This is a genomic window from Paenibacillus sp. J22P277, assembly GCF_059383675.1.
On the sequence record NZ_JBXENS010000008.1, the window covers coordinates 31,450 to 57,481 of the forward strand.

Here is a 26,032-nt window from a genome sequence, read left to right on the forward strand (position 1 = left end):
CGAGAAGAAATTATGATGGATGTATCTTGCGCTAAATCGTCTCAAGGCATTCCCCTAACCAATGTTAAGCAGGACGAGAGGACGCATCGTTCCTTGATTCATTATAGATAACTATAGGAGTGGAGAAACAGTGAGTGATCGTATATCGAAAGCGAATATGTTGTTGCTGATTATTGTTTGTTTTGCCCAGTTTATCGAGGTTATGAACGGTTCGACCGTAACCGTCGCACTGCCTTCCATTCAAACGGCGCTGCACATGCAGGCGAACGATTTGCAATGGGTTGTCACTTCTTACGTGCTGACGTTCGCGTGTTTTCTGATGATCGGAGGACGGGCAAGCGATTTGCTTGGCAGAAAACGCGTTTTAATCATGGGCTTGGCTATTTTCGCGGTATCTTCGCTGGCTGGCGCCTTGGCGACCGATCAGCTCTGGCTGATTGGGAGCAGGGCGATCCAAGGAATCGGCGCTGCCCTTTCCATTCCCGCGGCGATGTCGCTCATCAGCAACAATTTCCCGGCCGGGCCGCAGCGCAACAAAGCATTCGGGATTTTCGGCGCCTTAGGGTCAGCGGGAGCGGCGGGCGGATCGATCGTCGGCGGATTGCTGACGGATTCGGCGGGCTGGAGATCGTTGTTCTATCTGAACGTGCCGCTCGGCATCCTGCTCATCATCGGATTAATGTTCGTGAAAATAAGTCCTTCCGTAAAGGGCGACAAACAATCCATCGACTGGTCCGGATTGATGTCCGTACTGGCTGGTATTTTCGTTCTGGTGTATGGGATCTCCATGCCGGATGTCGACGGCAGTTGGTCAGCTGCGAAGATTATCTTGTTGATTGCAGGAGTATTACTGATTGGCGTGTTCATCATGGTTGAAAAATATGCCAAGAACCCGTTAATGCCGCTTCGTCTGTTCAAGTTTCGCTCGCTTGTCACGTCCAATATTATCGGATTTCTGATGTATTCGTATCTGACCGGCTTCATGTATTTCTCGACGCTGTATTTCCACGAGCTTGGTTATTCGTCTTTGGCTACCGGCATGGCTTTCTTGCCGCTTGGTTTGGCATCGATCGTTGTCACGCAAATCACGCCTTTCTTCATGCGTAAGTTCGGGGCAAAAAGACTCCTGATCGTCACGCAGTCGATCAACGCGATCGGCATGTTCTGGTTAAGCAATATGCATATGGATAAAAGCTACGTCTCGTTTATTCTCCCGGCCTTTATCGTGCTCGGGCTCTCGGTCGGCGCGTCCTTTACGGCCGTTATCGCCGGCTCCGTGCAGGATGTAAAACCCGAAGAGCACGGCATTGCCGGCGGCATCGTGAACACGTTCTTGCAGCTCGGGGGGAGCTTGGGCTTATCCATTTTGGCGACCATCGCGACGACGGTTACCGCTTCGGCTGTACATGAATCTGCAAACCAGGCCATGTTATCGGGCTTCCATACGGCATTAATCGTAAGCGGATGTTTTGCGATCGCTGCGTTGCTTCTTGCTTTCGTGAACGGCGGCAAGAGTGAGGTTGCCGATGCCGTTCCTCAAGAGATGCATGTTTAAAACGCTGAAGGGAGAAGGGAATGCACTATGGCACGGATTCGCATTCGCAATACGAATGAGCGCATTGAAGCCGAAGAGCAAGTAACAGCTTTCCTCGACAGTCAGTCCGTCTTGTACAAGCACTGGGATACAGACGAGTTGCCTGACGAGCTCAAAGAAAAGTTCGTGCTAAGCGATGAGGAGAGGCGGAAAATTCTCTCCGTCGTCATTACCTTATCCGAAGCCATGCACAATCTAACCGGACTGCTTCAAAAGTCCGCAGCAATGAATAAGCGTTTTGAAGACGAAATTCGGGCAATGACAGCCGGAAAAGGGATTCTTCTTATTAAAGGCTCGGAAGATGTCGGATACTTCGATGTTGAGCTTGATGCAGGCGACGTTCTTTTCGTTCCGGAATCGAGACCGCATTTCTTCAGGCTGATGGAAACCGTAAAGTCGTTGCAGTCCGCTTCTTAATCTTCTTGTTCTCGGTTCTTACAAATCAAAGCTTAACAACAACGCAAATCGACTTGAAATCGAAATTGTCTTTTGCATCGGTATTGTTTGCCCGAATAGAGGAGAACACGCAAATGGAAAAAACGAACATTCATCATATGATTATTTTTAGCCTTAAACATGAAGCCGGTTCTGAGGCTGCCGAGGCCTTCATGCGCGATGCAGAGCAGCAGCTGACTATGATCCCAGGCGTAAAGCAGTTCCGTGCTTTCCCGCTAAAAGCAAATAACCATATGGATTACGGAATTTCTATGGTATTCGACAGCCAGGTGGACTACGCGGCGTATGCCTCGCATCCGTTGCATGACGATTTTGAGGAAAATCGTTGGAAACGGGAGGCGACGCGTGCCATGGTGATCGACTACGAGTATTGACTCGACTCGCGCATGGCATAATTAAAATTCTAACCCCCTTTCCGGGGGGTTATTTTATTTTAGCGGAAAGAGTGGCGTCCCGTATTATTTCACTACAATCCATTCAAGTGACGATTTAGTAACATAGGAGTCACCCAATAGTCACTGTCGGATCGTATAATGCTCAATAATGACAAGAAGAAAGTGCAAGCAATCTATAAAAGAGTCTTGCGGGGAAAAAGAAGCATGTCCAAAAAACAATGGGTCATGCTCACTCTCCTTGTCGGCTGGTACTTAGTTGTATTGGGCATAACTACGATCAGCCGGGGCGCACGCTTCACAGGCGATATAAACACCGACTTACTTAGCGGCTATGTGAATGCATGGAATAAATGGTCCATTAGTGAACTGCAGTTGATTCTATTCAATATGCTCATGTTCGTTCCGCTGGGCGTACTGCTGCCGCTGCTCATGCGCAAAGCACAAGCATTTTGGGTCACTTGTCTTGTTACGCTGGTGACAACTGTCGGCATTGAGTGCATTCAGCTTATAACAGGTAAAGGGATTTTTGAATTGGATGATATTTTTCATAATTTGCTCGGAGGTCTAGCCGGGTACTTCTTCGTAATGGCGATCCTGGTCTGTATCAGGCAGAAACGCGTCGTGATCCAATTTGTTCTGCTTGGTGTCATGATTCCCGCGTTGTTCGGTGTGTTGATCGGCGGAGCAATGATTAAGTATCAAGCGCAGGAATTTGGAAACATGCCGATCCTCCCCGGAGCGAAGCAGGATATGGATGCATTGACGATTGAAAATAAACTGCTCTTGGCTGATGACACAGGCATGGCGTCGGTTTACCGGAATAGCTATGCCAATCAATTGCAACGAGGCAAAGATATTGCAGAGCAGCTATCCAAGAAATTTGCCGTGCATTTCTCCGGAGCAATCCGCCGAGGAGGCGACGACAATCGCGTATTTATGGGCATAACATCGAACGGCGGGCAAGCCGACTTGAATTATGGGATTAAGGATGGCGGATGGCATTTCAGTACTGGAGACGAAGGGGTAAATCTCTCGGGAGATCAGGTAACCAAACTAAGGGCAGACATGGAGCAATGGTTTTCACAGAACGGTTTGTTGCCTGATAATGCTGTATTCAGCGTGCAGGACAAGAATATTTTACGGTGGGACGCGATGGCGCCTGAGGATCTCGCTCATAAGGAAAATGATTTTGTTTCCGGCATGATCATGGAGCAGTTCGCTAAGGATGGTACCTTGAGCGATCTATTTAATCAAACGATTTGGAACAAATTTGACCGCAAGCTGGCGATCATCTCCGCTAAACAGGCTTTCGGGCAAGTTCAATCCGGTAATTTCTATATGTACGCGTCGTTTCACAAGGGTGATCGGCTTGTCGTGAATGGGTACGGACTGACCTATGTGTACGATACCAAAGGATTTTACCAGCCTGTGTATGAATTCAAAGGCTATATCAACGATACCGAACATGCATTTTATTGCCAAATACCGGCTAGAAAGTAATGTGAAATTCACTTGAAAAGAGAGAGGTAGCAGTCACGGTTCGATTGATCATAGTCAGGAAAAGACTAGAAGGCCGAGATATTATTCCTCAAGGCCTTCTTTCCATTTATCGAGATCCACATTATCCGCTGACGAAGCTGAATGCGTATTCGGTTTTGTATTCATACTGCTACAAAAGGAGAAAGGTGCGTATCATGAAAATTCTAGTGGTCGAGGATGATAAGACGATTACTACCGCGCTCGAATACTCCCTCCAGCAGGAGCATTTCCAAACCGTGCTTTGCTTTGACGTCGCTTCGGCCAAGGAAGCAATACGGCAACATGCCGGAGAGCTGGCACTCTGTTTGTTCGATGTGACGCTTCCTGACGGAAACGGCTATGAGCTATGCCGAATGGTCAAGGCTGAGCGGGATATTCCGGTGATCTTCCTAACCGCCTTGGACGATGAGGTGAACGTGGTCATGGGGCTTGATATGGGAGGGGACGACTATATCACGAAGCCGTTCCGGGTAAGGGAGCTCATCTCGAGGATCAAGACCGTGATGCGCCGATACCGGAAGCTTCCTCAAAGTAAAAGCGTTATTGAGCTTGGCGACATTCGAGTGAACATCTTGGAGGGCAAAGTCTATAAACAAGGCGGGGAAATTCAGTTAACGGCGCTGGAGTATCGGTTGCTGCTCATTTTCGTTAATCATACCGGACAGGTGCTTTCCAGGAATCAGCTGCTGGAACAGATCTGGGACATTGCGGGGGAATTCGTGAACGATAATACGTTAACCGTCTACATCAAGCGCCTGCGGGAGAAGCTCGAGGATGACCCTAAAGAGCCTGTGATCATAAGAACGATTCGGGGTTTAGGGTATAAGGCGGGTGATTGAGATACTGCGAAACCGTGAAATTCGCGTTTTGGTGCTGGTTATGTCGTTGACCAGTCTTAGTTTGGCTGCAGCAGCAGCTTTTTTGTCTACTATTGCTTCGGGGATCGTTCTCTTGGCCGCTGCGCTCCTGATTTTCTATTCCCTCCTGTTTACGAGATGGAGATATAAGCAGCTCGCAGGATTGGCGAGTTACCTGCAGCAAATCAGCAATGGCGATTACGGGTTGGACGTTCGAGATAATCAAGAAGGCGAGCTGAGCTTGCTCAAGAACGACATTTACAAAGTCACCGTCAGACTATCCGAACAGAACGCTTTGTTGTTGAAGGATAAAGATTACCTCAAAGACGCGATCTCGGATATTTCCCATCAGATCAAAACGCCATTGACTTCCATGACGGCTATGACCGATTTGTTGAATGATCCGACTATGCCGGAGGAGAGGCGGATCGCGTTCACCCGCAAAATCAGCGTTCAACTGGAGCGGATAGATTGGTTGGTGTCCGCTCTGCTCAAACTATCCAAAATCGATGCAGGCACCGCGGGATTCCGAACAGACCGTATCAGCGTGAGCGATTTGATCCAGAAAGCCATTCAGCCGGTCCTGGTGCCGATCGACATCAAGGAACAAGTCTTATCCATTACCGGCGAGGATAGCGTATCCTTCACGGGCGATCTGAACTGGACGTCGGAAGCGTTGATCAATATTTTGAAGAACTGCGTGGAACATACGCCGGAGGGCGGCGAACTGACGATTCATTATTCGGAGAACGCGCTGTACACGGAGATTATCATCGCAGATCAAGGCAAGGGGATCGTGAAGGAAGAACTTCCGCTTATCTTCAAGCGGTTCTATAAAGGGAAGGACGCGGGGGAAAGCAGCGCAGGAATCGGATTGTCGCTGGCTCACAGCATCATATCGAATCAAAATGGCGACATCTACGTAACAAGCGAGCCGGGTCGGGGAACCCGGTTCCGGATCCGGTTTTACAAGCGAATCATCTAGCGGGGGCTTAGGTGACCAAGGCGTCACTTTCGTAGTCACTCCACCGTCACTTTGGACAGCTATACTGAGTCTATTCATTCCTGATTGGAGGAGATTATATGCCCGTACTGAAAATCGAACAACTGTCCAAAGTGTATGGAAGAGGGGATACCGCCGTTAAGGCGCTTGACGATATCTCCTTGTCCGTTGAGAAAGGAGAGTTTATCGCCATCGTCGGCCCGTCCGGCTCGGGCAAATCCACGTTGATGCATATGCTGGGAGGCGTCGATTGCCCAACCGGCGGGAAGGTGCTCATTGATGAGATCGATATTTACGCATTAGACGAGACACAGCTGGCTATCTTCAGGCGCAGACAGATCGGATTGATCTACCAGTTCTACAACCTGCTTCCCGTATTGACCGTGGAGGAAAACATGCAGCTGCCGCTTCTGTTGGACGAGCAGAAAGTCGATAAGCGTAAATTCGGTGAATTGGTGAGCTTGTTGGGGCTTGGACAGCGACTGGGCCATCTGCCGAACCAGCTGTCCGGCGGTCAGCAGCAGCGCGTGTCCATCGGCAGGGCGCTTATGAATAATCCGGCCATTATTTTGGCCGATGAACCGACGGGCAACCTAGACAGCAAAAACAGCGGTGATATTGTCGATTTGCTGAAAATGCTGAATAGAACGTATAAACAGACACTGATCGTCATCACGCACGATGAACGGATCGCCCTTCAGGCAGATCGCATTATTGCCATCGAAGACGGGAAGATCGCGAGAGACGAGGTTCTCCGGCGATGAATATCGTTAGTCAATTAACATTAAGACACTTATGTCAGAATAAGCGGAGAACGATGGTTACCATCCTGGGCGTGATGATCTCCGTAGCGATGGTAACGGCAGTTGCGACCTTGTTTTTTTCCTTCCAGGAACTAATGAAGAAGCAAGCGATCGCTAACAACGGGTTGTGGCATGTGCGGTATCATGATGTAACCCGGAATCAACTAAAAGCGATCGAGAAGGACGAAAAGACGAAAGACGTCATCCTGACCGAAAGCCTGGGCTATGCGGCGTTGTCTGGCTCGCAAAATGCTTATAAGCCTTACTTGTATATCGAAGCTTATAATACGGTTGGTTTCAGCGACTTCCCTATCGAGCTCAAGCAAGGCCGCTTTCCCCAACATTCCAACGAGGTAGTCATTTCCGATGAAATTGTTACTAAAGCGGGCGTTGCGTTCAAGATGGGGGAAAGGCTTTCCCTTCAGGTCGGGGAAAGGGAGGATAGAAGCAAGGGCAACGCGCTGCACGAAGAATTGAAGCAAAACACCCGGTTACGGATGGAAGGCGGAAAATCGGTAGAGGCTCTCGTCCACATGAAGCCGGAAACCTTCACCATCGTGGGCATCATTGACCGTCCAGCCTTGGAGCCCGCCGAAGCTCCTGGATATACGATTCTTACTTATGTGGATGAGAACACGCTCAGGCCTGCGGATACAGTGGATGCGAGCGTCGTACTCACGAAGCTCGACCGTTCCTTATATGGGCATGCCAGAGCGTTGGCGAAACAAATTCACGTTAACCTTGTGGGTTTTAACGATCCTTTGCTTCAATATTCTGGCGTCACTGGCAATACGCAAACTAGCGTAACCTTGCTGGCATTAAGCGTGATCATCGTCGGGATTATCATGGCGGGTTCCATCGCTTTGATTTATAACGCCTTCGCGATTTCCGTCTCCGAGCGTTCCCGCTATTTGGGCCTGCTATCCAGCGTAGGGGCGACGAAGAGGCAGAAGCGGAATGCTGTTTTCTTTGAAGGAGCAATTATCGGGTTAATCAGTATTCCCTTGGGCTTCCTGTGCGGGTTGGCGGGCATGGCGATAACGTTTAGGGGCGTGAATGCAAGCATTCGGGGCGTGTTCGACATTGAGCAGGACCTCTCGATTGTGGTTAGGCCATTATCCGTCATGATTACGGTTGCGGTCTCCCTACTTACGATCGGGATATCGACGTATCTTCCCGCACGAAGAGCATCCAGCATATCCGCCATCGATGCCCTTCGGCAGACCAAGGATATCAAACTAAAGGACGAAGACGTCAGAACCTCCAGACTCGTACGAAACTTGCTTGGCATTGAAGCTGAACTAGGTCTGAAAAACCTGAAAAGAAACAATCGTCGCTACCGAACCGTGGTCCTATCGCTCATGATCAGCATTGTGCTCTTCTTAACGGTATCGTTCTTCACTGCTAATTTGGAGAAGTCATTCCGGCTGTCGCAAGTCGGCCTCAATTATGACATGCAAGTTGAGCCCTCCGTCGAGCGACCGGCATTGGATCAGAGACAAGTCCAGTCGTTCGTTTCGCTTCGCGACGTGACGGCATTCAGTCTCATTCACCGCTATACCTTCAACAGCTTGATTCCTTCCTCGCTCGTGCCGGAAGCCGTTCGAAATTGGTTCGATTACAACGGCTTTCCAGCCCGATCGGGAAACTATTCGTATGCGGTGGAAGTGAATGGCTTGCGCGACGAACAACTGCAAGCTTTTGCGAAAAGGACGGGGGCAGACATTCGATCCTTGCGGAATCCTGACAAGGTATCCGCTATCGTTATCGACACGTCCTCGTTCGAGGATCGCGTATCTAATAAATTCATTGCGTCGCGGGTTCTAGCTACTCGGAAAGGGGACTCCATTCCACTTGGATTCGATAAGCTTTCAAGCGTGCGCATTGCAGCCTTGACGGATCAAGTGCCGATGGGCGTATCCCAGCCGTGGAACACCGTCAAACTTAAACTGGTCATGTCGGAGGCGGTGTTGGAATCTCTTCATCTCAAGGGTCCCGACGACGTTCAATCCATGAGCCTGTTCCTAGACAGTAAGCATCCGCTGGATACCCAGCGCCAAATCGAAAAGATGGATAGCAATGTTTTCGTGCGGAGCGAATATCAGGCCAGACAGCGGGATCAACAGCTTATGTTGCTGTTTAACGTATTCGCATACGGGTTTGTCGCGTTAATCACGATTATTTCAATCGCGAATATTTTTAATACGATATCGACCAGCTTGATTCTGAGGACAAGAGAAATCGCAATGCTTAGATCGGTGGGCATGACGTCCAAGGGCATCAATAAGATGATTCATTCCGAAAGCATGTTTTATGGAATCAAATCGCTGGCTTACGGGTTGCCGCTCGGAATTGCGCTGATGTACCTCATTTATAGAGCGTTCATGAACCGATTCAATTATGGATTCAACCTTCCATGGATGAGCATGCTCTATATGATCGCCGCGGTGTTTGTCATCATCGGTACAGCGATGGTGTACGCAAGCTCCAAGGTCAAGAAGGTCAATATCATCGATGCCTTGAAGCAGGAGAGCCAGTGAAGTTTAGCTCGGACGGAGGATCGGGGCATTTACGGGAATAGGTCCCCGCCTCCTTATGCCTTCCGCGCCTTCAACATCATGTAGCTTCCCTCGAAGCTGAGCAGCTTGCCGTTCTCGCTACGGACCTTAAGCTGCTGCCGATCAGAATCTGGCCAGTTCAGCATATCCGATTGCAACGCTTGCCGGACCTGCTCGGAGACATTCATTCGAGCACACCAGGAAGCGAATTCGAACGGCTTTCCTGTCTGCAACAGCTGTTCCACCCGGAAGCCGGCCAGTTCGATGCGACGGATCCACTCTGTTTTCTTCCAAGCGCGGAAGTGGCTGGGATCCCGCCGTTGTTCGATATCGTTATAGAGGGTGTCGATCCGATCGGCTTCCGGAGCGATGTTGTCCATCAGAATGAAGCTTCCGCCGGGCTTTATTACGCGCCATGCTTCCTGCACGAACTTGTCGGGGTCGGGAAAGTGATGCGCGGCGATGCGGCAAGCGACCAAATCGAAGTGTTCCTGGACAAAAGGAAGGTTCTCCGCGTCCCCGACAACATACTTGATATTCGTGCATCCCTTCCCGGTAAGAAAAGCTTCTGCTTCCTCCAGCATCTCGGTTGTAATATCCAGCGTGGTCACTTCACCGACGACGGGGGCCAACGCCAAGGCGCAATGTCCGCCTCCGGTTGCGATATCGAGCGCCTGCGCGGCATGTTCTGCTCGGGACCACTCGACCAACAGGTTCAAATCTTGGCCGGATGCATGACGCGGGCTAGCGACATACTTAGAAGCGTTAGCTCCGAATTGGGCTTTCACCTGTTCCTTCTTATCCATACTATCACTCCTCGATTGTTTCATTGTATAAAACAATGTTTCAACAAGTGAACCATCCATGCAAACATAGCATGCTTCATTATATTTGTAAATAAGGCGAATTCGCATAGTGAATCAAAGAGCACCGCTTTATTCTTATAAAGCATATTTAAAAAAAGTGCCCTCTTATGAGGAACATGTATACCTGATATAGTGGACCCTGTTCAATAGAAGTGAGAAAAAGTATTCATAATAATAGAGAGAAGGTACGTCCATGAACAATTCCTATACCAATCCTTTAAATTCAGCAATTAACGAAGCACTCACACCCGGTACGCACGAGATCTTGATCGATGGAATACGGCAGACCTACCACGTTGCAGGCAGTGGACCCGTTTGTCTTGTTCATCCCGGAGGACCGGGTTTCCATTGGAACTATTTGCGTATGCCTCTGCTGGAGAAGTCTATGACGACTATTTATATAGAGCCGATCGGAACAGGTCAATCAGGAATGCTGCCGGATGGAGATTACAGTATATCCAAATACGCTTATTTCTCCCGAAAAGTGCTCGAGCATGCAGGGGCACTGGATGGCTATTTTCTAGGGCATTCGCATGGCGCTTTTGTTGGGCTTCAATATGCGCTCGATTATCCGAATGAGCTCGCAGGGTTGATCGTTTATGACGGAGCGCCATGCAATGGCAAAGATTTAGGGATTGAGGCGACCAAGCAAATGGATCTCTTTGCACAGCGTTGGTCAGACCAGCCGGAAGCCCAGGAAGCAAAGCAGGCTTGGGCGGACATGGGGACTGGCGCAATCTCTGTCCATGACAGAGATTCCTTTCTTGGCGTCATGCAGAGACTGCTGCCCGCTTACTTCGGTGACTTTTGGAATATGCCTCAGGATTTCAATGACTGGAAAGCTTCTATAGACGCGACCATTGACCCGAATCGAATACCGTCGAATTGGGATGTGCGTGATGTCATGCATACGATCCAGACCCCAATGCTCATCTTGGTCGGAGAGCATGACTTTATCTGCGGGACAAGATGGGCCAACGAGATGTCGGCAGCAATTCCGGAGTCGCAGCTTGTAGTCATCGGTGAATGCGGTCATATGGGACATGTGGAGAAACCGGAACCGTTTTCCGGCGCCATAAGTGATTTTGTCAGTAGATAGTTGTCGAGTGACAGCTCGGCACGGCGATTCCGAATCGCTATTGAAATCACAGTAGGAAAGGAATCCAATAGGAGGAAGCTCATATTGGATGATGGAGAGATCTAACCATGGTTAAGCGAAATGAGATGTTACTAAAAGCGGCAGTATTAAAGCAATTTGAAGTTTACGGATACCAAGTCGCTTACTATTTACTGGAAAATGAAGCTTTGGCCCAGCAAGCAGCTACGCAAGCTTTAATAGAATTATTCAAAGATCTTGCATTTTTTCAGCAAACCCAACTTCTTCGGAAACAAAAAGTAAAACAAGCCATTATCAAGCATTCCTTGCTAACCAAAGCATTGGCATCTTAAATTGAACCGGATACGCTAGTCATCATTGAACGGCGCATATTATTGGAGGATTAATCAAATGAAGCAACAAGTAAGATCGAACAAGAAACAGGTATTGAAGGCATCAGCGATGGCGTTGTCGACTGCGCTGATCGCCTCTGGCCTGTCGGCCTGCAGCACAGCATCAGGTAACGACGATGCCAAGCAGCATGTGCTGCGAGTCGGTTTTGTCACATCGAGCGCGGGCACCGATCAATCCATGCGCCAACAGTACACCGACACCTATGAGCTGATGCATCCCAATATAACCATCGAAACCGTTTCCGCCATTAACTATGACGATATGCGTTTTGAAACGCCGGATCCGAATCAGAATCAACCGGACATTTACGCGAAAGTCAAAGAAATGATGAAGGGCACCAATCCGCCGGACGTCGTCATCGTGGACGCCGGCAATTTTCAACGTCTCGCACAGGACAACTTGATTCTGAAGCTCGACAGCCTTATCCGGGAGAAAGGATTCGATATCGACGATATCGTACCGTCGGTCATTGACGGCATTAAGGAGGCTGGCGGCGGAAGCATCTATGGGCTGTCGCCGAATTTCTCCTCTTCCGCGCTATTCTATAACAAAAAGATGTTTATCGATGCGGGCGTCGAGCCGCCTACCGATAACATGACCTGGACGGATATCTTCAACTTAGCGAAGCTCGTCGCGAAGGGAGAAGGCAAGGATCGGAAGTTCGGGCTGGCCTTTAATCACTATAACAGTGATCCATACTGGGATCTCCAGACCTACGCCGCGCCGCTTCAACTAAAGATGTTCGATAAAAAGGCTGAGAAAATGTCCGTCGATACGGCGCTGTGGAAGAAGGTTTGGAACGACTTTGCCGATCTCTATCAGTCGAAAATCATTCCGAGTCCAGCGGATTTGAACCTCGGAGGCGGAGATCATATCAAAAACAGCGTCATCATCACCGATCCGTTCCAGAGCGACATATTCATGAACGGTCGCGTGGCCATGACGATCGCCGGCTACGACTACGTGTCGCAGCTCACTCAAGCGAGGGACGCCGCAGCCAAGAACCCAAAAATCTCGACCGTGGACTGGGATGTCGTCACCATGCCGCAGTTCACCGAAGTTCCAGGCACCGGCGGGAACATTATGCTGAACAATCTCATGGCGATCAATGCGAATGCGCAGAACGGCGAAGACGCATGGGATTTCATTGCCTTCAACAACAGCAAGGAATGGGCGAAGCTCAAGTCCCGCAGCAGCTACGAGATGGTCTCCCGCAAGTCGTTCCTGAAGCCGAAAGACGGCAATACCTATAACATCGCAGCTTTCTATTCGCTTAAGCCGGTGCCCCCCCAAGATCCGGCCATCGACAGACTTTATGAGGAGAAGCCGAACTTGTATCAGATTCGTCAGCTGGCGGAGCCGTTGATCCTGGATGTGCTAGTGAAGAAGAGATCCGTCGAAGAAGCGCTCGAATCGTGGCAAACGCAAGGCGATGTCCTCCTGCAGCAAATCAAAACAAACCCAAACGGTCCGCTTGACGGCACGGGTGCGAGTGTTGGAGGTGGTAAGGCAAACGAATAATGCCGATTGAATAAAGAATTGCTGGCTGGAGCGTGCGATGAATAGTGAAGTGGAGCTCTCTTTTCTTGCTCCAATAATCGGGATTGTCGTTCCTTCCTGCTGGCTGACTGGTCCGGATTGATGTCCGTACTTGCTGGTATTTTCGTTCTGGTGTATGGGATCTCCATGCCGGATGTCGACGGCAGTTGGTCAGCTGCGAAGATTACTTTGTTGATTGCAGGAGTATTACTGATTGGCGTGTTCATCATGGTTGAAAAATATGCCAAGAATCCGTTAATGCCGCTTCGTCTGTTCAAGTTTCGCTCGCTTGTCACGTCCAATATTATCGGATTTCTGATGTATTCGTATCTGACCGGCTTCATGTATTTCTCGACGCTGTATTTCCACGAGCTTGGTTATTCGTCTTTGGCTACCGGCATGGCTTTTTTGCCGCTTGGTTTGGCATCGATCATTGTCACGCAAATCACGCCTTTCTTCATGCGTAAGTTCGGGGCAAAAAGACTCCTGATCGTCACGCAGTCGATCAACGCGATCGGCATGTTCTGGTTAAGCAATATGCATATGGATAAAAGCTACGTCTCGTTTATTCTCCCGGCCTTTATCGTGCTCGGGCTCTCGGTCGGCGCGTCCTTTACGGCCGTTATCGCCGGCTCCGTGCAGGATGTAAAACCCGAAGAGCACGGCATTGCCGGCGGCATCGTGAACACGTTCTTGCAGCTCGGGGGGAGCTTGGGCTTATCCATTTTGGCGACCATCGCGACGACGGTTACCGCTTCGGCTGTACATGAATCTGCAAACCAGGCCATGTTATCGGGCTTCCATACGGCATTAATCGTAAGCGGATGTTTTGCGATCGCTGCGTTGCTTCTTGCTTTCGTGAACGGGGGCAAGAATGAGATTGCCGATGCCGTTCCTCAAGAGATGCATGTTTAAAAACGCAGAAGGGAGAAGGAATGCACGTGGCACAAATTCGCATTCGCAATACGAATGAGCGCATCGAAGCCGAAGAGCAAGTGATTGCTTTCCTAGACAAGCAGGCCGTCTTGTACGAGCACTGGGATACGGCCAAGCTGCCTGATGAACTCAAAGAAAAATTAGCGCCGAGCGATAAGGAAAAGCACCAAATTCTAGCCGTCATCATCACCGTATCTAAAGCAGCGCCAAATCTGAACGAACTGCTTCAAACATTCCCGGCGGTGCATACGCATGCCGGAGACGCCATTCGTGCAATTAATGCCGGAATAGGGATTTTTATTATTAAAGGTTCGGAAGATATCGGATACTTCGATGTTGAACTTGATGCTGGCGATGTTATTGTCGTTCCGGAATCGAAACCGCATTTCTTCGCGCTGATGGAAACCGTAAAATCGTTGCGGTCTGCTTCTTAATCGATTTCGTGAAACGACGGTAGGAAATACCCGCAATTTATATAATTCTGCGGGTATTTCTTATTTCATTTTTGTTTTCGTGGTACCGGTGGTGTTATTCGCAAGACTCTGGATTGTTCAAGATCTTAACTAACTTAATTTTTTGATAATCACCGATGCGTTTACGCTAGTTTGCGTGCCGCCGGCCAACGTCTGAAGTCCAATCGCAGCGGCTGAACTATGATTCCGCAGCGTAAGAATGTCGCCTGCATCGAGAAGGATTAAGGCCTGCCCATGGTTTTGCTGAGTGCCGGCACCTGACCCGTATACGGTTCCCGGTGCCTGGACGCCGTTTACGAATAGGGCGAATTGGTTGGGTTCTACGCAAGTTAAGGTAAAAGTAATCTCGTACTTGCCCGAATTGCTGACCGCAAGCTGGGCGGTTCCGGGGGTATGCGTAATTCCAGGCGAAAGAGGTCCGTTCGTATCAAAAATAACGTCTGCCTCGATGGGAACAGTTTGAGCGCTCAGATTATATACGATTCCGGAAATGATGGGGGGAGAAATAGGGAGAATAATGGCCAATTCGTTTCGCTTCCTTTCGCGGCGGATGTCCGGAGGATATGTACAATGCCGACAAATCAAATCAATCCAAGTTGTCGGCATCGCGTCAAGAAAGAGAATTAGTTTACGACGAATTCGATTACAATCGGAGTCGCGGGGTCAAGCGTGTCGCCATCAGGAATGGTAATCGCCGTAGTCGTCGCTGTTGAAGTATCTGCCGTCTGGATCTGCGCATTGATATACAGGTTGTAATACGCAGGCGCAGTAGGGAAGGCCGTTGCAGCGACGCCCTGGTCATTGGTTGTGGCGGTGGCGAGAATATTATAGGCAGCGCCGACACCTGTTCCGTCTCCGGCCGTAGCCGTAAATCTCCGGGCAGCCATAAAGGGTTTTGTAATTGCCATTTATATCACCTCGCTTCCTATCAATTAGTAAATGCTCTCGCTCTAATAAAAGGAAGTGCGAATGATAGGTTACTTTGCACATTTTAAGAGGTTAGGCGACCAAAGAATTGAATGGTTTCGAGAATAATCGGCGTACCCGAGAAGATCGTTTGATTATTGACATGAATGGTCAAGGCGCTTTCATTTAAGTTGTATAGGCTGCTTTCTTGCAAGATCCCATTGATGTAAAGATTGCTATAGCTATTTGGTCCGTTGGTTGTAAACGCCGTTATCAAGCTTCCCGCATCGTTCGTGAATTCTTGCGCCGGAATCGTTACAAGAGACTGAATATCCGAGGTCGCTAGATAAAAATACCTTTGGGCTATTGGCAAAACGACGATAGTAGGAACAAAGACCGGTCCAGGAGGACCCGGGGGTCCTGGTATGCCCTGCGCTCCGGCAGGTCCCGGTATGCCTTGAGGAGCCGATACGTTAATTCGCGGCCGCAAATAAACACGTTTGCATTTTTTCTTGTTCAAGATCGCCTTGTTACATTTTTTTCTTCTCTTCGGAGCACAAACGATAACGGTTTTCTTTATACAATTTTGTCTTCTGCAGGTGCTCGTGTTGTTCAACTGCAGTTCAATGGGATTGCGTATGTTCTGTGTTTTGACGATGGGTTTCTTTTTCGATGCCTGTTTTCTTAAACCCGAATACCTGAGATTCGTGATATGAGCACGATTAAGCCACAAGCTAAGCACCTTCCGATCGAATAGTCAATTTAGTTTTTTGAGTAGCACCGAAGCATTTACGTTGGTTTGCGTACCGCCGGCCAAAGTCTGAAGCGTTACCGCTGCCGCCGAAGTATGGTTTCGTAACGTAAGCACATCGCCAGCCGACATGGCGATTATAGCCTGCCCGTTATTCTGCTGCGTGCCGGCACCCGAGCCGTACAGGGTTCCCGGAAACAGATTGCCATTTATGAAGAGTGCGAATTGACCGGGTTCCACGCCCGAGACAGAGAAAGCAACTTCGTAAATGCCGGGACTGGTAACTGCAATTTCAGTGGTACCGGGTGCATGAAGGATACCAGGAGTGAGAATTCCGTTCGTATCAAAAATGACGTCTTCTTCTATGGCGACAACTCGCCCGGTTAAATTGTAAATATAACCGAACTCGGATACGAACGCGGGACCCGTAGCACCCGTAGCACCTGTAGCGCCCGTAGCCCCAGCAGGACCTGCCGGCCCGGTGGCACCGATAGCGCCGACTGCACCCGCAGCTCCCACCGCTCCCGCAGTTCCAACCGTACCTGCGGCACCGACACTGCCTGCCGCCCCGACTGCTCCGACGCTTCCGGCTGTACCGACAGAACCGGCGCTGCCTACTGTTCCTGCAGCGCCTACACTACCGGCAGAACCAACGGCTCCGGCTGTACCGATGGCGCTTTGAGGAATGTTTACCTGTACGATTTGTTTTTTGACGATAATTTTTCCGCAACAGCAGCTTTTCTTTGATCGGCGCCTTTTCTTGGTCGGGCATACGGCGTCCGTTTTCTTTTCGCAGCCTTTTTTTGGTTTTACCGAAGGACAACCCAATGACAGCACCTCCATTAGAATTGCTGTATAGTATGACTTTTATCTAGTAAGGGCATGGATAGATGTCTTTTAGGTAGTAGACTGCCATCTATTTCTGTTAAAGATAGGCTATTGCATAGGGGAGTACGCCTGGAAGTAACTAAAAATGCTTTCCGATCCACTCACCATAACTTTTTAATCTGCATATATTGTAAGTGGACAATCCATCACTATTTTCTAAGACCCTCTTTTGAGGGTCCTTTTTTTGTGCGGTTCGTAATTGCTGGACGGATATATAGGGAGAAACAACCTATTTTTTATTAAGTAGACCGATGTCTATGAACTGCCCATTCATCCAATAGATGAACGCCATACAATGGTAGGTGTCTATAAGGAGGTGTATGGATGAGTCGTCCTATCCATCGACGTAAACGAGGGATGAAAAATAAGATCGTTCAAAAACCCCTCTCTAATAGGAAAAAGCGAACATCGAAGAAAGGTTTCTTTTGTAGAAAAATCGTCGCCAGAAAGCAAATCATTCATGTCACGATTCCTCAAGGAGCACTAGGCGCAGTAGGCGCGGTCGGTGCAGCGGGAAGTGTCGGTTCGGCAGGTACAGTCGGCGCTGCGGGTGCGGTCGGTCCGGCCGGCACGGTTGGCGAAGCGGGAAGCGTCGGTACCGCGGGCACGGTCGGTCCGGCAGGAGCGGTAGGTGCCGCGGGCAGCGTGGGCTTTGCGGGGATGGTAGGCGCAGCAGGAGCAGTAGGTTCCGCGGGAGCAGTAGGAGCCGCAGGGGAAGTAGGAGCCGCAGGGGTAGTAGGAGCCGCAGGGGCGGTAGGAGCCGCAGGCTTGGTTGGGCCTACAGGTCCCGTAGGACCAGCCGGCATGGTCGGTCCTGCAGGACCAGCAGGACCTGTAGGCGCAACAGGAGCAGTAGGAGCAACAGGAGCAACGGGAGCAACGGGAGACATAGGTCCGCAAGGTCCGCAAGGACCGGCCGGTACGCTATCGGTCAATCGTATTTATGTGGCTAACTTCAATAGTAACGACGTATCCGTAATAGACGGGATAACGAACGCGCTCATTGCTACTATTCCGGTTGGAGTCAATCCCGCGGGAATAGACGTTAATTCGTTAACCAATCGAATCTATGTTGCAAATGTAAACAGCAGTGAAGTTTCCGTCATTGATGGCTTGACCAATACTGTAATCGCCACCGTGCCTGCAGGGGATGGATCCGGGGATGTGACCGCCAACCCGGCTACGAACGCGATTTATACTGCGAATTTCAATAGTAATGACGTCACGGAGATTGAAGGTTTGACCAATACCGTCGTGACCACCTTTACCCCTGTTGGAGGAAGTCCTTTTCCTACGGGGATAGCTGTCAATCCGTTGACCAATCGGATCTATATCGCCAATTTTAATTCCGATATCGTAACTGTGGTCGATGGCGCGACGAATACGGTAATCGTCAACATTCCGGTTGGGGTAAATCCATTTCGCGTGGGAGTCGACCCGGCTACGAATCTAATTTATGTTTCGAATTTCACCAGTAACTTTGTTTCCGTCATTAATGGTGTTACCAATGTCGTAGTCACAAACATTCCTGTTGGGATTACGCCGGGCGAAGTAGGGATTAATACTTCGACGAATGCGATCTACGTCCCCAATCGAGATACGGATAACGTGTCGGTAATAAGCGGACTAACGAACACCGTTATCGCGACGATTCCGGTTGGAAATAATCCGAATGGGGTAGGCGTCAATCCAATCACGAATCGGATCTATGTCACCAATCAAGATGATAATAACATGTCGGTAATCGATGGAGAAACCCAAACGGTGATTACCACGATCCCGACAGGGGCGCGTCCATTCGCGGTAGGTATATATCCTTAGGAACTAACGATGGGGCGGTGATTCGTATGAAGGAAGTTCGATCGGCGAATGAATTATGGGAACGGTTGTCTAAACCGACAAAAGAAGATTTTCTATGTCATGTCTTGATCCCTGGAATAGGAACATTCGTGATTGTATTGCAAGAGGCAAATGATCATTACGATTTAGAAATGTTAGATGAAGAAAAGGAACAGCCCACCATGTCAGCATCCGAACTTTTAAGAAATCCATATCTCTTAGATTGAAGATCTGCTGTCTTTTGGCTGCTCAACAATGCGATACATCCGGTCTAACGCTTTATTTTCTTATGACGATTGCTCGCCCCCCGTTGCCGGGGGGATATTTATTTTTCAGAGGAAAGTGAATTGGAGGGAACCCAAGCCGATAAGGATAGTGCGTTGATTGGCGGAGCAATGATAGCATATCAAGCGCAGGAGTTTTTTACGAAGGCATGCAAAGACGCTTGAGGATATCGCTCATAAGAATAATGATTTTAGTTTAGTTCCGGAATAATCATGGAGCGGTTTGAAGGCCAAGAGACTAATCTCGAGGCCTTATTTCCATCTATCGGGATTTTACGTGATCCGGTTGACGAAGCTGAATGCGTATCCGGTTTTGTAATCATACTGCTACAAAAGGAGAAGGGTGCGTAGCAGGAAAGCCAGTGAGGCTTAGCTGGGATGGAGGATGGAGCATGTACGGGCACGTTAGATAATATGAACAAAACCAGGCAGCTGGGAATAGGTCCCGGCTGCCTGTGCTTTATGCCTTCCGCGCCTTCAACATCATGTAGCTTCCCTCCAAGCCGAGCAGCTTGCCGTTCTCGCTGCGGACCTTAAGCTGCTGCCGATCCGCTTCCGGCCAGTTCAGCATATCCGACTCCAACTCTTGCTGGACCTGCTCGGAGACATTCATTCGGGCACACCAAGCAGCGAATTCGAACGGTTTGCCCGTCTGCGACAGCTGTTCCACCCGGAAGCCGGTCAGTTCTATGCGACGGATCCACTCCGTTTTCTTCCAAGCGCGGAAGTGGCTGGGGTCCCGCCGTTGTTCGATATCGTTATAGAGGGTGTCGATCCGATCCGCTTCCGGAGCGATGTTGTCCATCAGAATGAAGCTTCCGCCGCGCTTCAATACGCGCCATGCTTCCTGTACGAACCGGTCGGGGTCCGGAAAGTGATGGGCAGCGATACGGCAGGCGACCAAATCGAAGTGTTCTTGGGCAAAAGGAAGGTTCTCCGCGTCCCCGACAACGTACTTGATATTCGTGCATCCCTTCCCGGTCGATTAATAGGTTCAAATCTTGGCCGGATGCATGACGCGGGCTATCGACATACTTAGAAGCGTTAGCTCCGAATTGGGCTTTCACCTGTTCCTTCTTATCCATACCATCACTCCTCGATTGTTTCATTGTATAAAACAATGTTTCAACAAGTGATCCTTCCATGCAAACATAGCATGCTTAATTATTTTTGTGAATAAGGCGGGTCCGCTTAGTGGATCAAAGAGCGTAACTTTATTCTTATAAAGCCTATTTAAAAAAATTGCTCTCTTATGAAGAGCATTTATACCTGATATAGTGGACCCCTAGGCATTCGACGCTGGCAATTCAATTGTCTCCTTTGCCCGTGTGAGAACAAGCTATTTCTTTCGCCAATCGAGGGCTTCAAGTATTCATAATAATAGAGAGAAGGTACGTCCATGAACAATTCCTATGCCAATCCTTTAAATTCAGCAATCAACGAAGCACTAACATCCGGTACGCACGAGATCATGATTGGAACATGCCTCAGGATTTCGAGGACTGGAAAGCTTCTGTAGACGCGACCATTGATACAAACCGGAAACCGACGAATTGGGATGTGCGTGATGTCATGAATGCGATCCAGACCCCAACGCTCATCTTGGTCGGAGAGCATGACTTCATCTGCGGGACAAGATGGGCCAACGAGATGTCGGCAGCAATTCCGGAGTCGCAGCTTGTAGTCATTAGTCAATGCGGGCATATGGGACATGTGGAGAAACCGGAACGATTTTCGAGCGCCATAAGTGAATTTGTCATTGGATAGTTGTCGGGTGACTGCGCGGAACGATAGGCAGCAGCGCCCAAACACGATACGTCTTAAGCCGAAAATCAGGCTGAACAGCCCTTTGCTGTCGGCACGACGATCCGGAATCGAACGCATCCCTTGGACTTGCGCTTGACTGAAAGGTTGACAGTTGTAACCCGTAGCTCTGTTGCTATGGGTTTTTTTTTATGTAAATTACACGAAGGTGAAGTTCAAATACATAGCAAATATGTCGAAGGTAGGAGGCTACTCAATGCATAGATTCACAATACGCCCGATTTTCATAAGCTGAACAATTATCCAATAAGTATTATCCAGTAAAGCTTTTTTTATGTCACAGGAATCTATGAAAAAGAGTTGAAATCAGCAAGCTTTAATTGGGGGTGAAAGAATCATTCGACCAGAGAGAATTGCAAAATTTGAAACATACTCTGACCTAAAGTAGTATTCAGTAACATGCGATTATCAAAAAATATGCATACGAAGGGGTGAATTGAACGTTGAAAAAAATGAGATTCATTTTACTATGCTTTGTTTTGACGGCATTATTAGCAGCGTGTGAAAATAATGAATCCAATACACCGAGCGTTGAAAACAATATGGATGCAACGGGAACGGAGAATGCCGCCGAGAATAAGGATCATACGCCCGCCCAAGGTCCGGCCTCGGCGTCGACCTTGGTACCGGTGTCGGTACAAGTTCCGACCAGCTATCGAAGCGCGTACTCAGGCGGCGAGCGGAAGCTCCAGGTTCCGCCCGGCTTTACGATCCAGGTCTTCGCAGCCGGGCTGCAGGGGCCGCGGCATATGGCGTACGGGCCAGACGGAGCGGTTTATGTAGCGGAGACGGGCGCACGCCAGGTAAGCCGCTTGGCCGATACGGACGGTGACGGCGCGGCCGACGCTTCCGAGATTTACGCCACGAACTTGGAGAGAGCTCACAGTTTAGAATGGCACGAGGGGGCGCTCTATGCGAGTGCCACGGACGGAATCTACCGCTTCGCCGGCAAAGGCGCCAGCGGGGAGAAGCTGGTGGACCTGCCTACCGACGGCGGGCATTACACCCGCACCGTTCACTTCGGACCGGACGGACTTATGTACGTTACGACTGGATCGAGCTGCAATGTCTGCAAAGAGAAGGACCTTCGTCGTGCGTCGATGTGGGTTTACAACGCCGACGGCTCCGGCGGGCGTCTATTTGCCAGCGGGCTTCGCAATACGGTGGACTTCGCCTTCCATCCGCAGACAGGCGGGATTTTCGGCGTAGACAACGGGCGGGATATGCTCGGTGACGATCTCCCGCCGGAGGAGCTGAATCTGCTCCAGGACGGTGAGGACTACGGCTGGCCGGTCTGCCACGGCGGGGAAATCAGCGACCCGGAATTCGGGGAATCCGGCTCTTGCACCGCTACCGTCGCCCCGGCGCTGAAGATGCAGGCCCACTCCGCTCCGCTCGGGGTGCAGTTCTATAGCGGCACCCAATTCCCGGACTCGTACCAAGGTCGGCTCTTCATTACGTTCCACGGTTCTTGGAACCGATCGGAAGGGACCGGGTACAAGGTGGTTTCCGTCCCCTTCCAAAACGGAGAGCCCTCGGGTCCGCCCGAGGATTTCCTCACCGGCTGGTTGACCGATTCCGGTGTCTGGGGACGTCCGGTAGGGTTGCTCCAGACCGTTGATGGCGCCCTCCTCATCTCCGACGATCAGGGCGGCGTCATTTACCGGGTTAGCTATCGCTAATGCCGGGCATGAGAAATGAGCACGTAACTGGATTTTTTGTTCAACGATCTCCTACAACTCGGTACGGTTTAATTTTACGCGATGGTTAACCCTTGATGTCAGGTTTTTTTCATTTTCCGGCCTATTTTGACGAATTATGCCGACGGGCAGGCAGGTGAATGACTGGAAGAAGTAGAACTCCAAATAATGAGAAACGAAATCCTACTATGTTCCATAATGAAAGGAGAAGAGAGATGGCTGAGGTTCTTCTATTTCATCACGCGCTGGGACGGACAGAAGGTATTATCGCTTTTGCCGACGAGCTTAGAAAGGGAGGGCATACGGTACATGTGCCGGACCTTTTCGAAGGTCGCTCGTTCGCCGCGATCGAGGACGGGATGGCATATGTCAATGAAGTCGGGTTCGAAACGATCGTGGAGCGCGGCGAACGCGCGGCCGGCGGGCTTCCGCGCGAGATCGTCTATGCAGGGTTTTCTCTCGGCGTAGTGGCTGCCCAGAAGCTCGCCCAGACTCGTGAGGGTGCCAGAGGCGCGCTGTTCTTTTACTCCTGCGTTCCGGCCTCGATGTTCGGCTCTCCCTGGCCGGCGGATCTGCCCGTGCAAATTCATGGCATGGATGCGGATCCTTATTTCGTTGACGAGGGCGACATCGACGCGGCGCGCGAACTCGTGGCGTCAGCCAATCAGGCGAAGCTCTTTTTGTATCCGGGCGATCAACATTATTTTGCCGACAGCAGCTTGCCGTCATATGACGCCGGCGCGACAGCGCTGCTGCTGCAGCGCGTGCTCGAATTTCTCCTGCAGCTGGATAACTGAACCTTTGCGGCTTCGGATGGAGAAGGGAACCATTTATGCAACCGGTGAGTCCATCGGATGACGTGGTTTTCCCGCGAATGACCGCTAACGGGCAGGCGTTGTTTTTCCGCTCGAAAGGCTTTGCGTTTGAAGTTTTTGCGATGCATCGACAACCCGTATCCCGCCGGATTCCCCCTGGCGGGATTTTGTCGTGCGCTGAACCCGCTGCGGGAAAACAACAGCATACTTAACAATTCACGTATTTACTTTCTTCCGACAACAACCGACATTACTACTGTATATACAGAAAATGACGCCGGAGGAACCTCATGCCCACCACGAAATCCAAGCTCACGATCAAAAATCTGTCTCTTCGAACGAAATGGTCCATCGTCCTGTTAGTCCTTTGCATCGTCCCCTTGATTGCGTCCAGCCTGTTTTACGTCCTTCATTTCAGCGGCGTAAGCAAGTCCGACAACCTGCAGAAAGCACAGACGGTAGAACAGCTAAGCGTCTCCCGAATCGACGAATGGCTGCAATTGAAGATTTCCGCGGTGCAGGAATTGATCAAGCTGCATCCCGAATTCACGGCCATGGACTCGAAAGTCATCCTCCCGTATTTGAGAATGCTGGATCAGAGCGACAATCAAATCGATAACTATATTTTGGTCGATACCAAGGGTCAGGGCATCGATATTTCCAACACGCCGCTTGATTTGGCCGACCGGCCGTATTTCAAGACGATGATGGAAACGAAGAAAACGGTCATCTCCGACATGCTGGTCAGCAAAAAAACGAATAAGCTGGTGCTGCCGATCGTGACGCCGCTCCTAGACGCTTCCGGCAACGTGGTGGGGGCAATTTCCCAATCCGCTTCCCCCGATAATTTTGCCAAGCTGACGGATGCGATCGCGATGGAGGAAACCGGATATGGGTATATCATCTCGGGTTCCGGCGATTATTACACGTACCCGGACAAGAGCCGGATCGGGAAAAAGGTAGCGGCGTTCACGACGGATAAGGGCGCCCGGCAGGCTTTCGAAACCATACTGGCGAATGCCGAAGGCTCCATCGCCTACAAAGGGGAGAACGGCAAAGAAGTCATCACCTATTACCAGACGATTCCGAATACGGCCTGGAAGCTGCTGATTACCGTGCCGACCGCCGAGATTAACGCCAACGTGAATCAGGCGATCTACATCGGAGTCGGTATCCTGCTGGGCATGATCCTGATCGTGGGGGGACTCGCCATTCTGCTCACGAGAATCGTCGTCAAACCGATCGTATCGATATCCTCCGTCGTCAAAGAAGTCGCCGACGGCAATTTGAATACAAGGCTTGCCGTCCATTCGGGGGACGAGATCGGCAGAATCAGCCTGAACATCAACCACATGATCGATTCGTTGTCCGGCATCGTACGGCAGATCCATACGACGATCGATCGGGTGTCGCTTTCCTCGGAAGACCTATTGGCGTCGGCGAAGCAGTCCTCGGCGTCCTCCACGCAGGTGTCCGCGGCGATTCAGGAAATGGCTGGCGGCACGGAGGTGCAGCTGCAGGCGGTCGAGCAATCCGCCAGAGCGATGGAAGAGATGGCGGCGGGCGTGCAAAAGATCGCCGAATCCTCGGGGATCGTCTCGGATCAAACCGGAGAAGTCGCGAAGGAAGTGGAGAACGGCAACGGCGAGATTCGCTCCGCCATTCGGCAGATGAACGCGATCGGCGCCTCGGCCGGCGATACGGCCGTCGTATTGGAGCAGTTGTACGCGCAATCCAACGAGATCGGAACGATCATCGATTTCATCTCGGACATCTCCAATCAGACCGCCTTGTTGGCGTTGAACGCTTCGATCGAAGCCGCCAGGGCCGGTGAGTACGGGCGCGGTTTTGCCGTGGTCGCGAACGAGGTCAAGAAGCTTGCCGAACAAAGCAAGACGTCCGTTACGACCATCGTTGAATTGATCCAGTCGATCCAGCAATCCTCTACGATCGCCGTCGATCATATGCGCCGGAATGTCGTCGTGATCGAAGACGGCCTCAGCAAGATGCAGGAGATCGGATCCTCGTTCGACGCGATCCAAACCTCGATTCGTCACGTGTCCGCGCAGACGCAGGAAGTATCCGCCACGACCGAGCAATTGTCCGCCGGCACGGAGGAGATCGCTTCGTCCCTCGAGAGCATGGTGGGCATCGCGAAGGACGCCACGGAGAAATCGCAGCTGGTCGCGGGCTCCTCGGAAGAGCAAACCGCTATCATGGAGGATATCACGACTTCGGTCTATGCCCTAAACGAGATGATGGGCGAATTGAAGCATCTGGTCAAAACGTTCAAAGTGTAATCCGAGCTTGACGTTGGTTGACCCGAACGCAAGGCAAAGCGGCATCCGAGGAACTGATATGCCAATGCAAAAAGCCCTGGACATCGGCTAGTACCGATATCCGGGGCTTTTCCATTTACGCGTATTCCCTGAAGGCAAGGCAAGTTATGCTTTACAATCGACTTTGAGTCATTTATTATTGACTCATAGTCATTGA

At 50.4% G+C, this 26,032-nt stretch carries 23 protein-coding genes and 2 pseudogenes; 19 read left to right on the forward strand and 6 right to left on the reverse strand.

Annotated features, from left to right (window positions below; all coding sequences use genetic code 11):
• Positions 1 to 130 precede the first annotated feature (130 nt).
• From AC50YL_RS27000 to AC50YL_RS27035, 8 genes and pseudogenes are all read left to right on the forward strand, one after another.
• A complete protein-coding gene (locus AC50YL_RS27000; RefSeq protein ID WP_494836083.1) occupies positions 131 to 1,555 on the forward strand; it encodes an MFS transporter in 1,425 nt (474 codons plus the stop codon).
• Between the two features lie 27 nt (positions 1,556 to 1,582).
• Positions 1,583 to 2,013: pseudogene (locus AC50YL_RS27005) on the forward strand (cupin domain-containing protein); the annotation flags it as partial.
• 111 nt (positions 2,014 to 2,124) lie between these two features.
• On the forward strand, positions 2,125 to 2,424 hold the full coding sequence (locus AC50YL_RS27010) for a Dabb family protein (protein ID WP_494836709.1): 300 nt from the start codon (positions 2,125 to 2,127) through the stop codon (positions 2,422 to 2,424).
• Positions 2,425 to 2,649: 225 nt separating this feature from the next.
• A complete protein-coding gene (locus AC50YL_RS27015; RefSeq protein WP_494836084.1) occupies positions 2,650 to 3,945 on the forward strand; it encodes a VanZ family protein in 1,296 nt (431 codons plus the stop codon).
• A 194-nt stretch (positions 3,946 to 4,139) separates the two neighbouring features.
• Positions 4,140 to 4,823 carry a response regulator transcription factor gene (locus tag AC50YL_RS27020; protein WP_494836085.1) on the forward strand — a complete coding sequence of 228 codons (684 nt, stop codon included), beginning with the start codon at positions 4,140 to 4,142 and terminating at the stop codon, positions 4,821 to 4,823.
• A 1-nt stretch (position 4,824) separates the two neighbouring features.
• Positions 4,825 to 5,826, forward strand: a complete 1,002-nt coding sequence (locus AC50YL_RS27025) for a sensor histidine kinase (protein ID WP_494836711.1) — start codon at positions 4,825 to 4,827, stop codon at positions 5,824 to 5,826.
• Positions 5,827 to 5,924: 98 nt separating this feature from the next.
• Positions 5,925 to 6,608 (forward strand): ABC transporter ATP-binding protein, encoded by a 684-nt coding sequence (locus tag AC50YL_RS27030; RefSeq protein WP_494836086.1) that lies wholly within the window; start codon positions 5,925 to 5,927, stop codon positions 6,606 to 6,608.
• 53 nt (positions 6,609 to 6,661) lie between these two features.
• Positions 6,662 to 9,187, forward strand: a complete 2,526-nt coding sequence (locus AC50YL_RS27035; RefSeq protein WP_494836088.1) for an ABC transporter permease — start codon at positions 6,662 to 6,664, stop codon at positions 9,185 to 9,187.
• A 53-nt stretch (positions 9,188 to 9,240) separates the two neighbouring features.
• Here the strand turns inward: AC50YL_RS27035 and AC50YL_RS27040 are convergent, their stop codons facing one another.
• Positions 9,241 to 10,011: a class I SAM-dependent methyltransferase gene (locus AC50YL_RS27040; RefSeq protein WP_494836090.1), complete on the reverse strand. Its 771-nt coding sequence runs from the start codon at positions 10,009 to 10,011 to the stop codon at positions 9,241 to 9,243.
• A 253-nt stretch (positions 10,012 to 10,264) separates the two neighbouring features.
• On the opposite strand from AC50YL_RS27040, the gene AC50YL_RS27045 reads away from it, so the two are divergent.
• The 5 genes and pseudogenes from AC50YL_RS27045 to AC50YL_RS27065 all read left to right on the forward strand — a co-directional run bounded on the left by AC50YL_RS27045 (position 10,265) and on the right by AC50YL_RS27065 (position 14,513).
• The gene (locus tag AC50YL_RS27045; protein ID WP_494836091.1) at positions 10,265 to 11,170 is read left to right on the forward strand and encodes an alpha/beta fold hydrolase; all 906 of its coding nucleotides are present in this window, start codon (positions 10,265 to 10,267) and stop codon (positions 11,168 to 11,170) included.
• Between the two features lie 107 nt (positions 11,171 to 11,277).
• The gene (locus AC50YL_RS27050) at positions 11,278 to 11,520 is read left to right on the forward strand and encodes a hypothetical protein (protein ID WP_494836092.1); all 243 of its coding nucleotides are present in this window, start codon (positions 11,278 to 11,280) and stop codon (positions 11,518 to 11,520) included.
• Between the two features lie 58 nt (positions 11,521 to 11,578).
• The gene (locus tag AC50YL_RS27055; RefSeq protein WP_494836093.1) at positions 11,579 to 13,102 is read left to right on the forward strand and encodes an ABC transporter substrate-binding protein; all 1,524 of its coding nucleotides are present in this window, start codon (positions 11,579 to 11,581) and stop codon (positions 13,100 to 13,102) included.
• A gap of 120 nt (positions 13,103 to 13,222) precedes the next feature.
• Positions 13,223 to 14,035: an MFS transporter gene (locus AC50YL_RS27060; protein WP_494836712.1), complete on the forward strand. Its 813-nt coding sequence runs from the start codon at positions 13,223 to 13,225 to the stop codon at positions 14,033 to 14,035.
• A gap of 26 nt (positions 14,036 to 14,061) precedes the next feature.
• A pseudogene (locus tag AC50YL_RS27065) lies at positions 14,062 to 14,513 on the forward strand (cupin domain-containing protein).
• Positions 14,514 to 14,619: 106 nt separating this feature from the next.
• Here AC50YL_RS27065 and AC50YL_RS27070 read toward each other — a convergent pair.
• The 4 genes from AC50YL_RS27070 to AC50YL_RS27085 form a co-directional block, all read right to left on the reverse strand.
• Complete coding sequence (locus AC50YL_RS27070; RefSeq protein WP_494836094.1) at positions 14,620 to 15,054, reverse strand: BclA C-terminal domain-containing protein; 435 nt, start codon at positions 15,052 to 15,054, stop codon at positions 14,620 to 14,622.
• Positions 15,055 to 15,152: 98 nt separating this feature from the next.
• Entirely contained in the window at positions 15,153 to 15,437 is a 285-nt protein-coding gene (locus AC50YL_RS27075) for a DUF4183 domain-containing protein (RefSeq protein WP_494836095.1), read from the reverse strand.
• Between the two features lie 83 nt (positions 15,438 to 15,520).
• Positions 15,521 to 15,955, reverse strand: a complete 435-nt coding sequence (locus tag AC50YL_RS27080; RefSeq protein WP_494836096.1) for a DUF4183 domain-containing protein — start codon at positions 15,953 to 15,955, stop codon at positions 15,521 to 15,523.
• Positions 15,956 to 16,192: 237 nt separating this feature from the next.
• A complete protein-coding gene (locus tag AC50YL_RS27085; protein ID WP_494836098.1) occupies positions 16,193 to 17,014 on the reverse strand; it encodes a BclA C-terminal domain-containing protein in 822 nt (273 codons plus the stop codon).
• A 384-nt stretch (positions 17,015 to 17,398) separates the two neighbouring features.
• Between AC50YL_RS27085 and AC50YL_RS27090 the strand changes: the two genes are divergently transcribed.
• Positions 17,399 to 18,895, forward strand: coding sequence for a beta-propeller fold lactonase family protein (locus tag AC50YL_RS27090; protein ID WP_494836099.1), 1,497 nt, complete (start codon positions 17,399 to 17,401; stop codon positions 18,893 to 18,895).
• Positions 18,896 to 18,921: 26 nt separating this feature from the next.
• The gene (locus AC50YL_RS27095; RefSeq protein WP_494836100.1) at positions 18,922 to 19,140 is read left to right on the forward strand and encodes a hypothetical protein; all 219 of its coding nucleotides are present in this window, start codon (positions 18,922 to 18,924) and stop codon (positions 19,138 to 19,140) included.
• A gap of 517 nt (positions 19,141 to 19,657) precedes the next feature.
• Here AC50YL_RS27095 and AC50YL_RS27100 read toward each other — a convergent pair.
• The gene (locus AC50YL_RS27100; RefSeq protein WP_494836713.1) at positions 19,658 to 20,158 is read right to left on the reverse strand and encodes a class I SAM-dependent methyltransferase; all 501 of its coding nucleotides are present in this window, start codon (positions 20,156 to 20,158) and stop codon (positions 19,658 to 19,660) included.
• Positions 20,159 to 20,577: 419 nt separating this feature from the next.
• Between AC50YL_RS27100 and AC50YL_RS27105 the strand changes: the two genes are divergently transcribed.
• The 4 genes from AC50YL_RS27105 to AC50YL_RS27120 all read left to right on the forward strand — a co-directional run bounded on the left by AC50YL_RS27105 (position 20,578) and on the right by AC50YL_RS27120 (position 25,836).
• Positions 20,578 to 20,964 (forward strand): alpha/beta fold hydrolase, encoded by a 387-nt coding sequence (locus AC50YL_RS27105; RefSeq protein ID WP_494836715.1) that lies wholly within the window; start codon positions 20,578 to 20,580, stop codon positions 20,962 to 20,964.
• A 599-nt stretch (positions 20,965 to 21,563) separates the two neighbouring features.
• Entirely contained in the window at positions 21,564 to 22,703 is a 1,140-nt protein-coding gene (locus AC50YL_RS27110) for a PQQ-dependent sugar dehydrogenase (protein ID WP_494836101.1), read from the forward strand.
• A gap of 233 nt (positions 22,704 to 22,936) precedes the next feature.
• Positions 22,937 to 23,518 (forward strand): dienelactone hydrolase family protein, encoded by a 582-nt coding sequence (locus AC50YL_RS27115; RefSeq protein ID WP_494836102.1) that lies wholly within the window; start codon positions 22,937 to 22,939, stop codon positions 23,516 to 23,518.
• A 308-nt stretch (positions 23,519 to 23,826) separates the two neighbouring features.
• Positions 23,827 to 25,836 carry a methyl-accepting chemotaxis protein gene (locus AC50YL_RS27120; RefSeq protein ID WP_494836103.1) on the forward strand — a complete coding sequence of 670 codons (2,010 nt, stop codon included), beginning with the start codon at positions 23,827 to 23,829 and terminating at the stop codon, positions 25,834 to 25,836.
• Positions 25,837 to 26,032: the final 196 nt, after the last annotated feature.

Bases quoted from the DNA above. Each gene is read 5' to 3' on its own strand.
- AC50YL_RS27010 (WP_494836709.1), top strand. From the start codon at position 2,125: ATGGAAAAAACGAACATTCATCATATGATTATTTTTAGCCTTAAACAT.
- AC50YL_RS27015 (WP_494836084.1), top strand. From the start codon at position 2,650: ATGTCCAAAAAACAATGGGTCATGCTCACTCTCCTTGTCGGCTGGTAC.
- AC50YL_RS27020 (WP_494836085.1), top strand. From the start codon at position 4,140: ATGAAAATTCTAGTGGTCGAGGATGATAAGACGATTACTACCGCGCTC.
- AC50YL_RS27030 (WP_494836086.1), top strand. From the start codon at position 5,925: ATGCCCGTACTGAAAATCGAACAACTGTCCAAAGTGTATGGAAGAGGG.
- AC50YL_RS27035 (WP_494836088.1), top strand. From the start codon at position 6,662: ATGGTTACCATCCTGGGCGTGATGATCTCCGTAGCGATGGTAACGGCA.
- AC50YL_RS27040 (WP_494836090.1), bottom strand. From the start codon at position 10,011: ATGGATAAGAAGGAACAGGTGAAAGCCCAATTCGGAGCTAACGCTTCT.
- AC50YL_RS27045 (WP_494836091.1), top strand. From the start codon at position 10,265: ATGAACAATTCCTATACCAATCCTTTAAATTCAGCAATTAACGAAGCA.
- AC50YL_RS27050 (WP_494836092.1), top strand. From the start codon at position 11,278: ATGGTTAAGCGAAATGAGATGTTACTAAAAGCGGCAGTATTAAAGCAA.
- AC50YL_RS27055 (WP_494836093.1), top strand. From the start codon at position 11,579: ATGAAGCAACAAGTAAGATCGAACAAGAAACAGGTATTGAAGGCATCA.
- AC50YL_RS27060 (WP_494836712.1), top strand. From the start codon at position 13,223: ATGTCCGTACTTGCTGGTATTTTCGTTCTGGTGTATGGGATCTCCATG.
- AC50YL_RS27075 (WP_494836095.1), bottom strand. From the start codon at position 15,437: ATGGCAATTACAAAACCCTTTATGGCTGCCCGGAGATTTACGGCTACG.
- AC50YL_RS27090 (WP_494836099.1), top strand. From the start codon at position 17,399: ATGAGTCGTCCTATCCATCGACGTAAACGAGGGATGAAAAATAAGATC.
- AC50YL_RS27095 (WP_494836100.1), top strand. From the start codon at position 18,922: ATGAAGGAAGTTCGATCGGCGAATGAATTATGGGAACGGTTGTCTAAA.
- AC50YL_RS27110 (WP_494836101.1), top strand. From the start codon at position 21,564: ATGGATGCAACGGGAACGGAGAATGCCGCCGAGAATAAGGATCATACG.
- AC50YL_RS27115 (WP_494836102.1), top strand. From the start codon at position 22,937: ATGGCTGAGGTTCTTCTATTTCATCACGCGCTGGGACGGACAGAAGGT.
- AC50YL_RS27120 (WP_494836103.1), top strand. From the start codon at position 23,827: ATGCCCACCACGAAATCCAAGCTCACGATCAAAAATCTGTCTCTTCGA.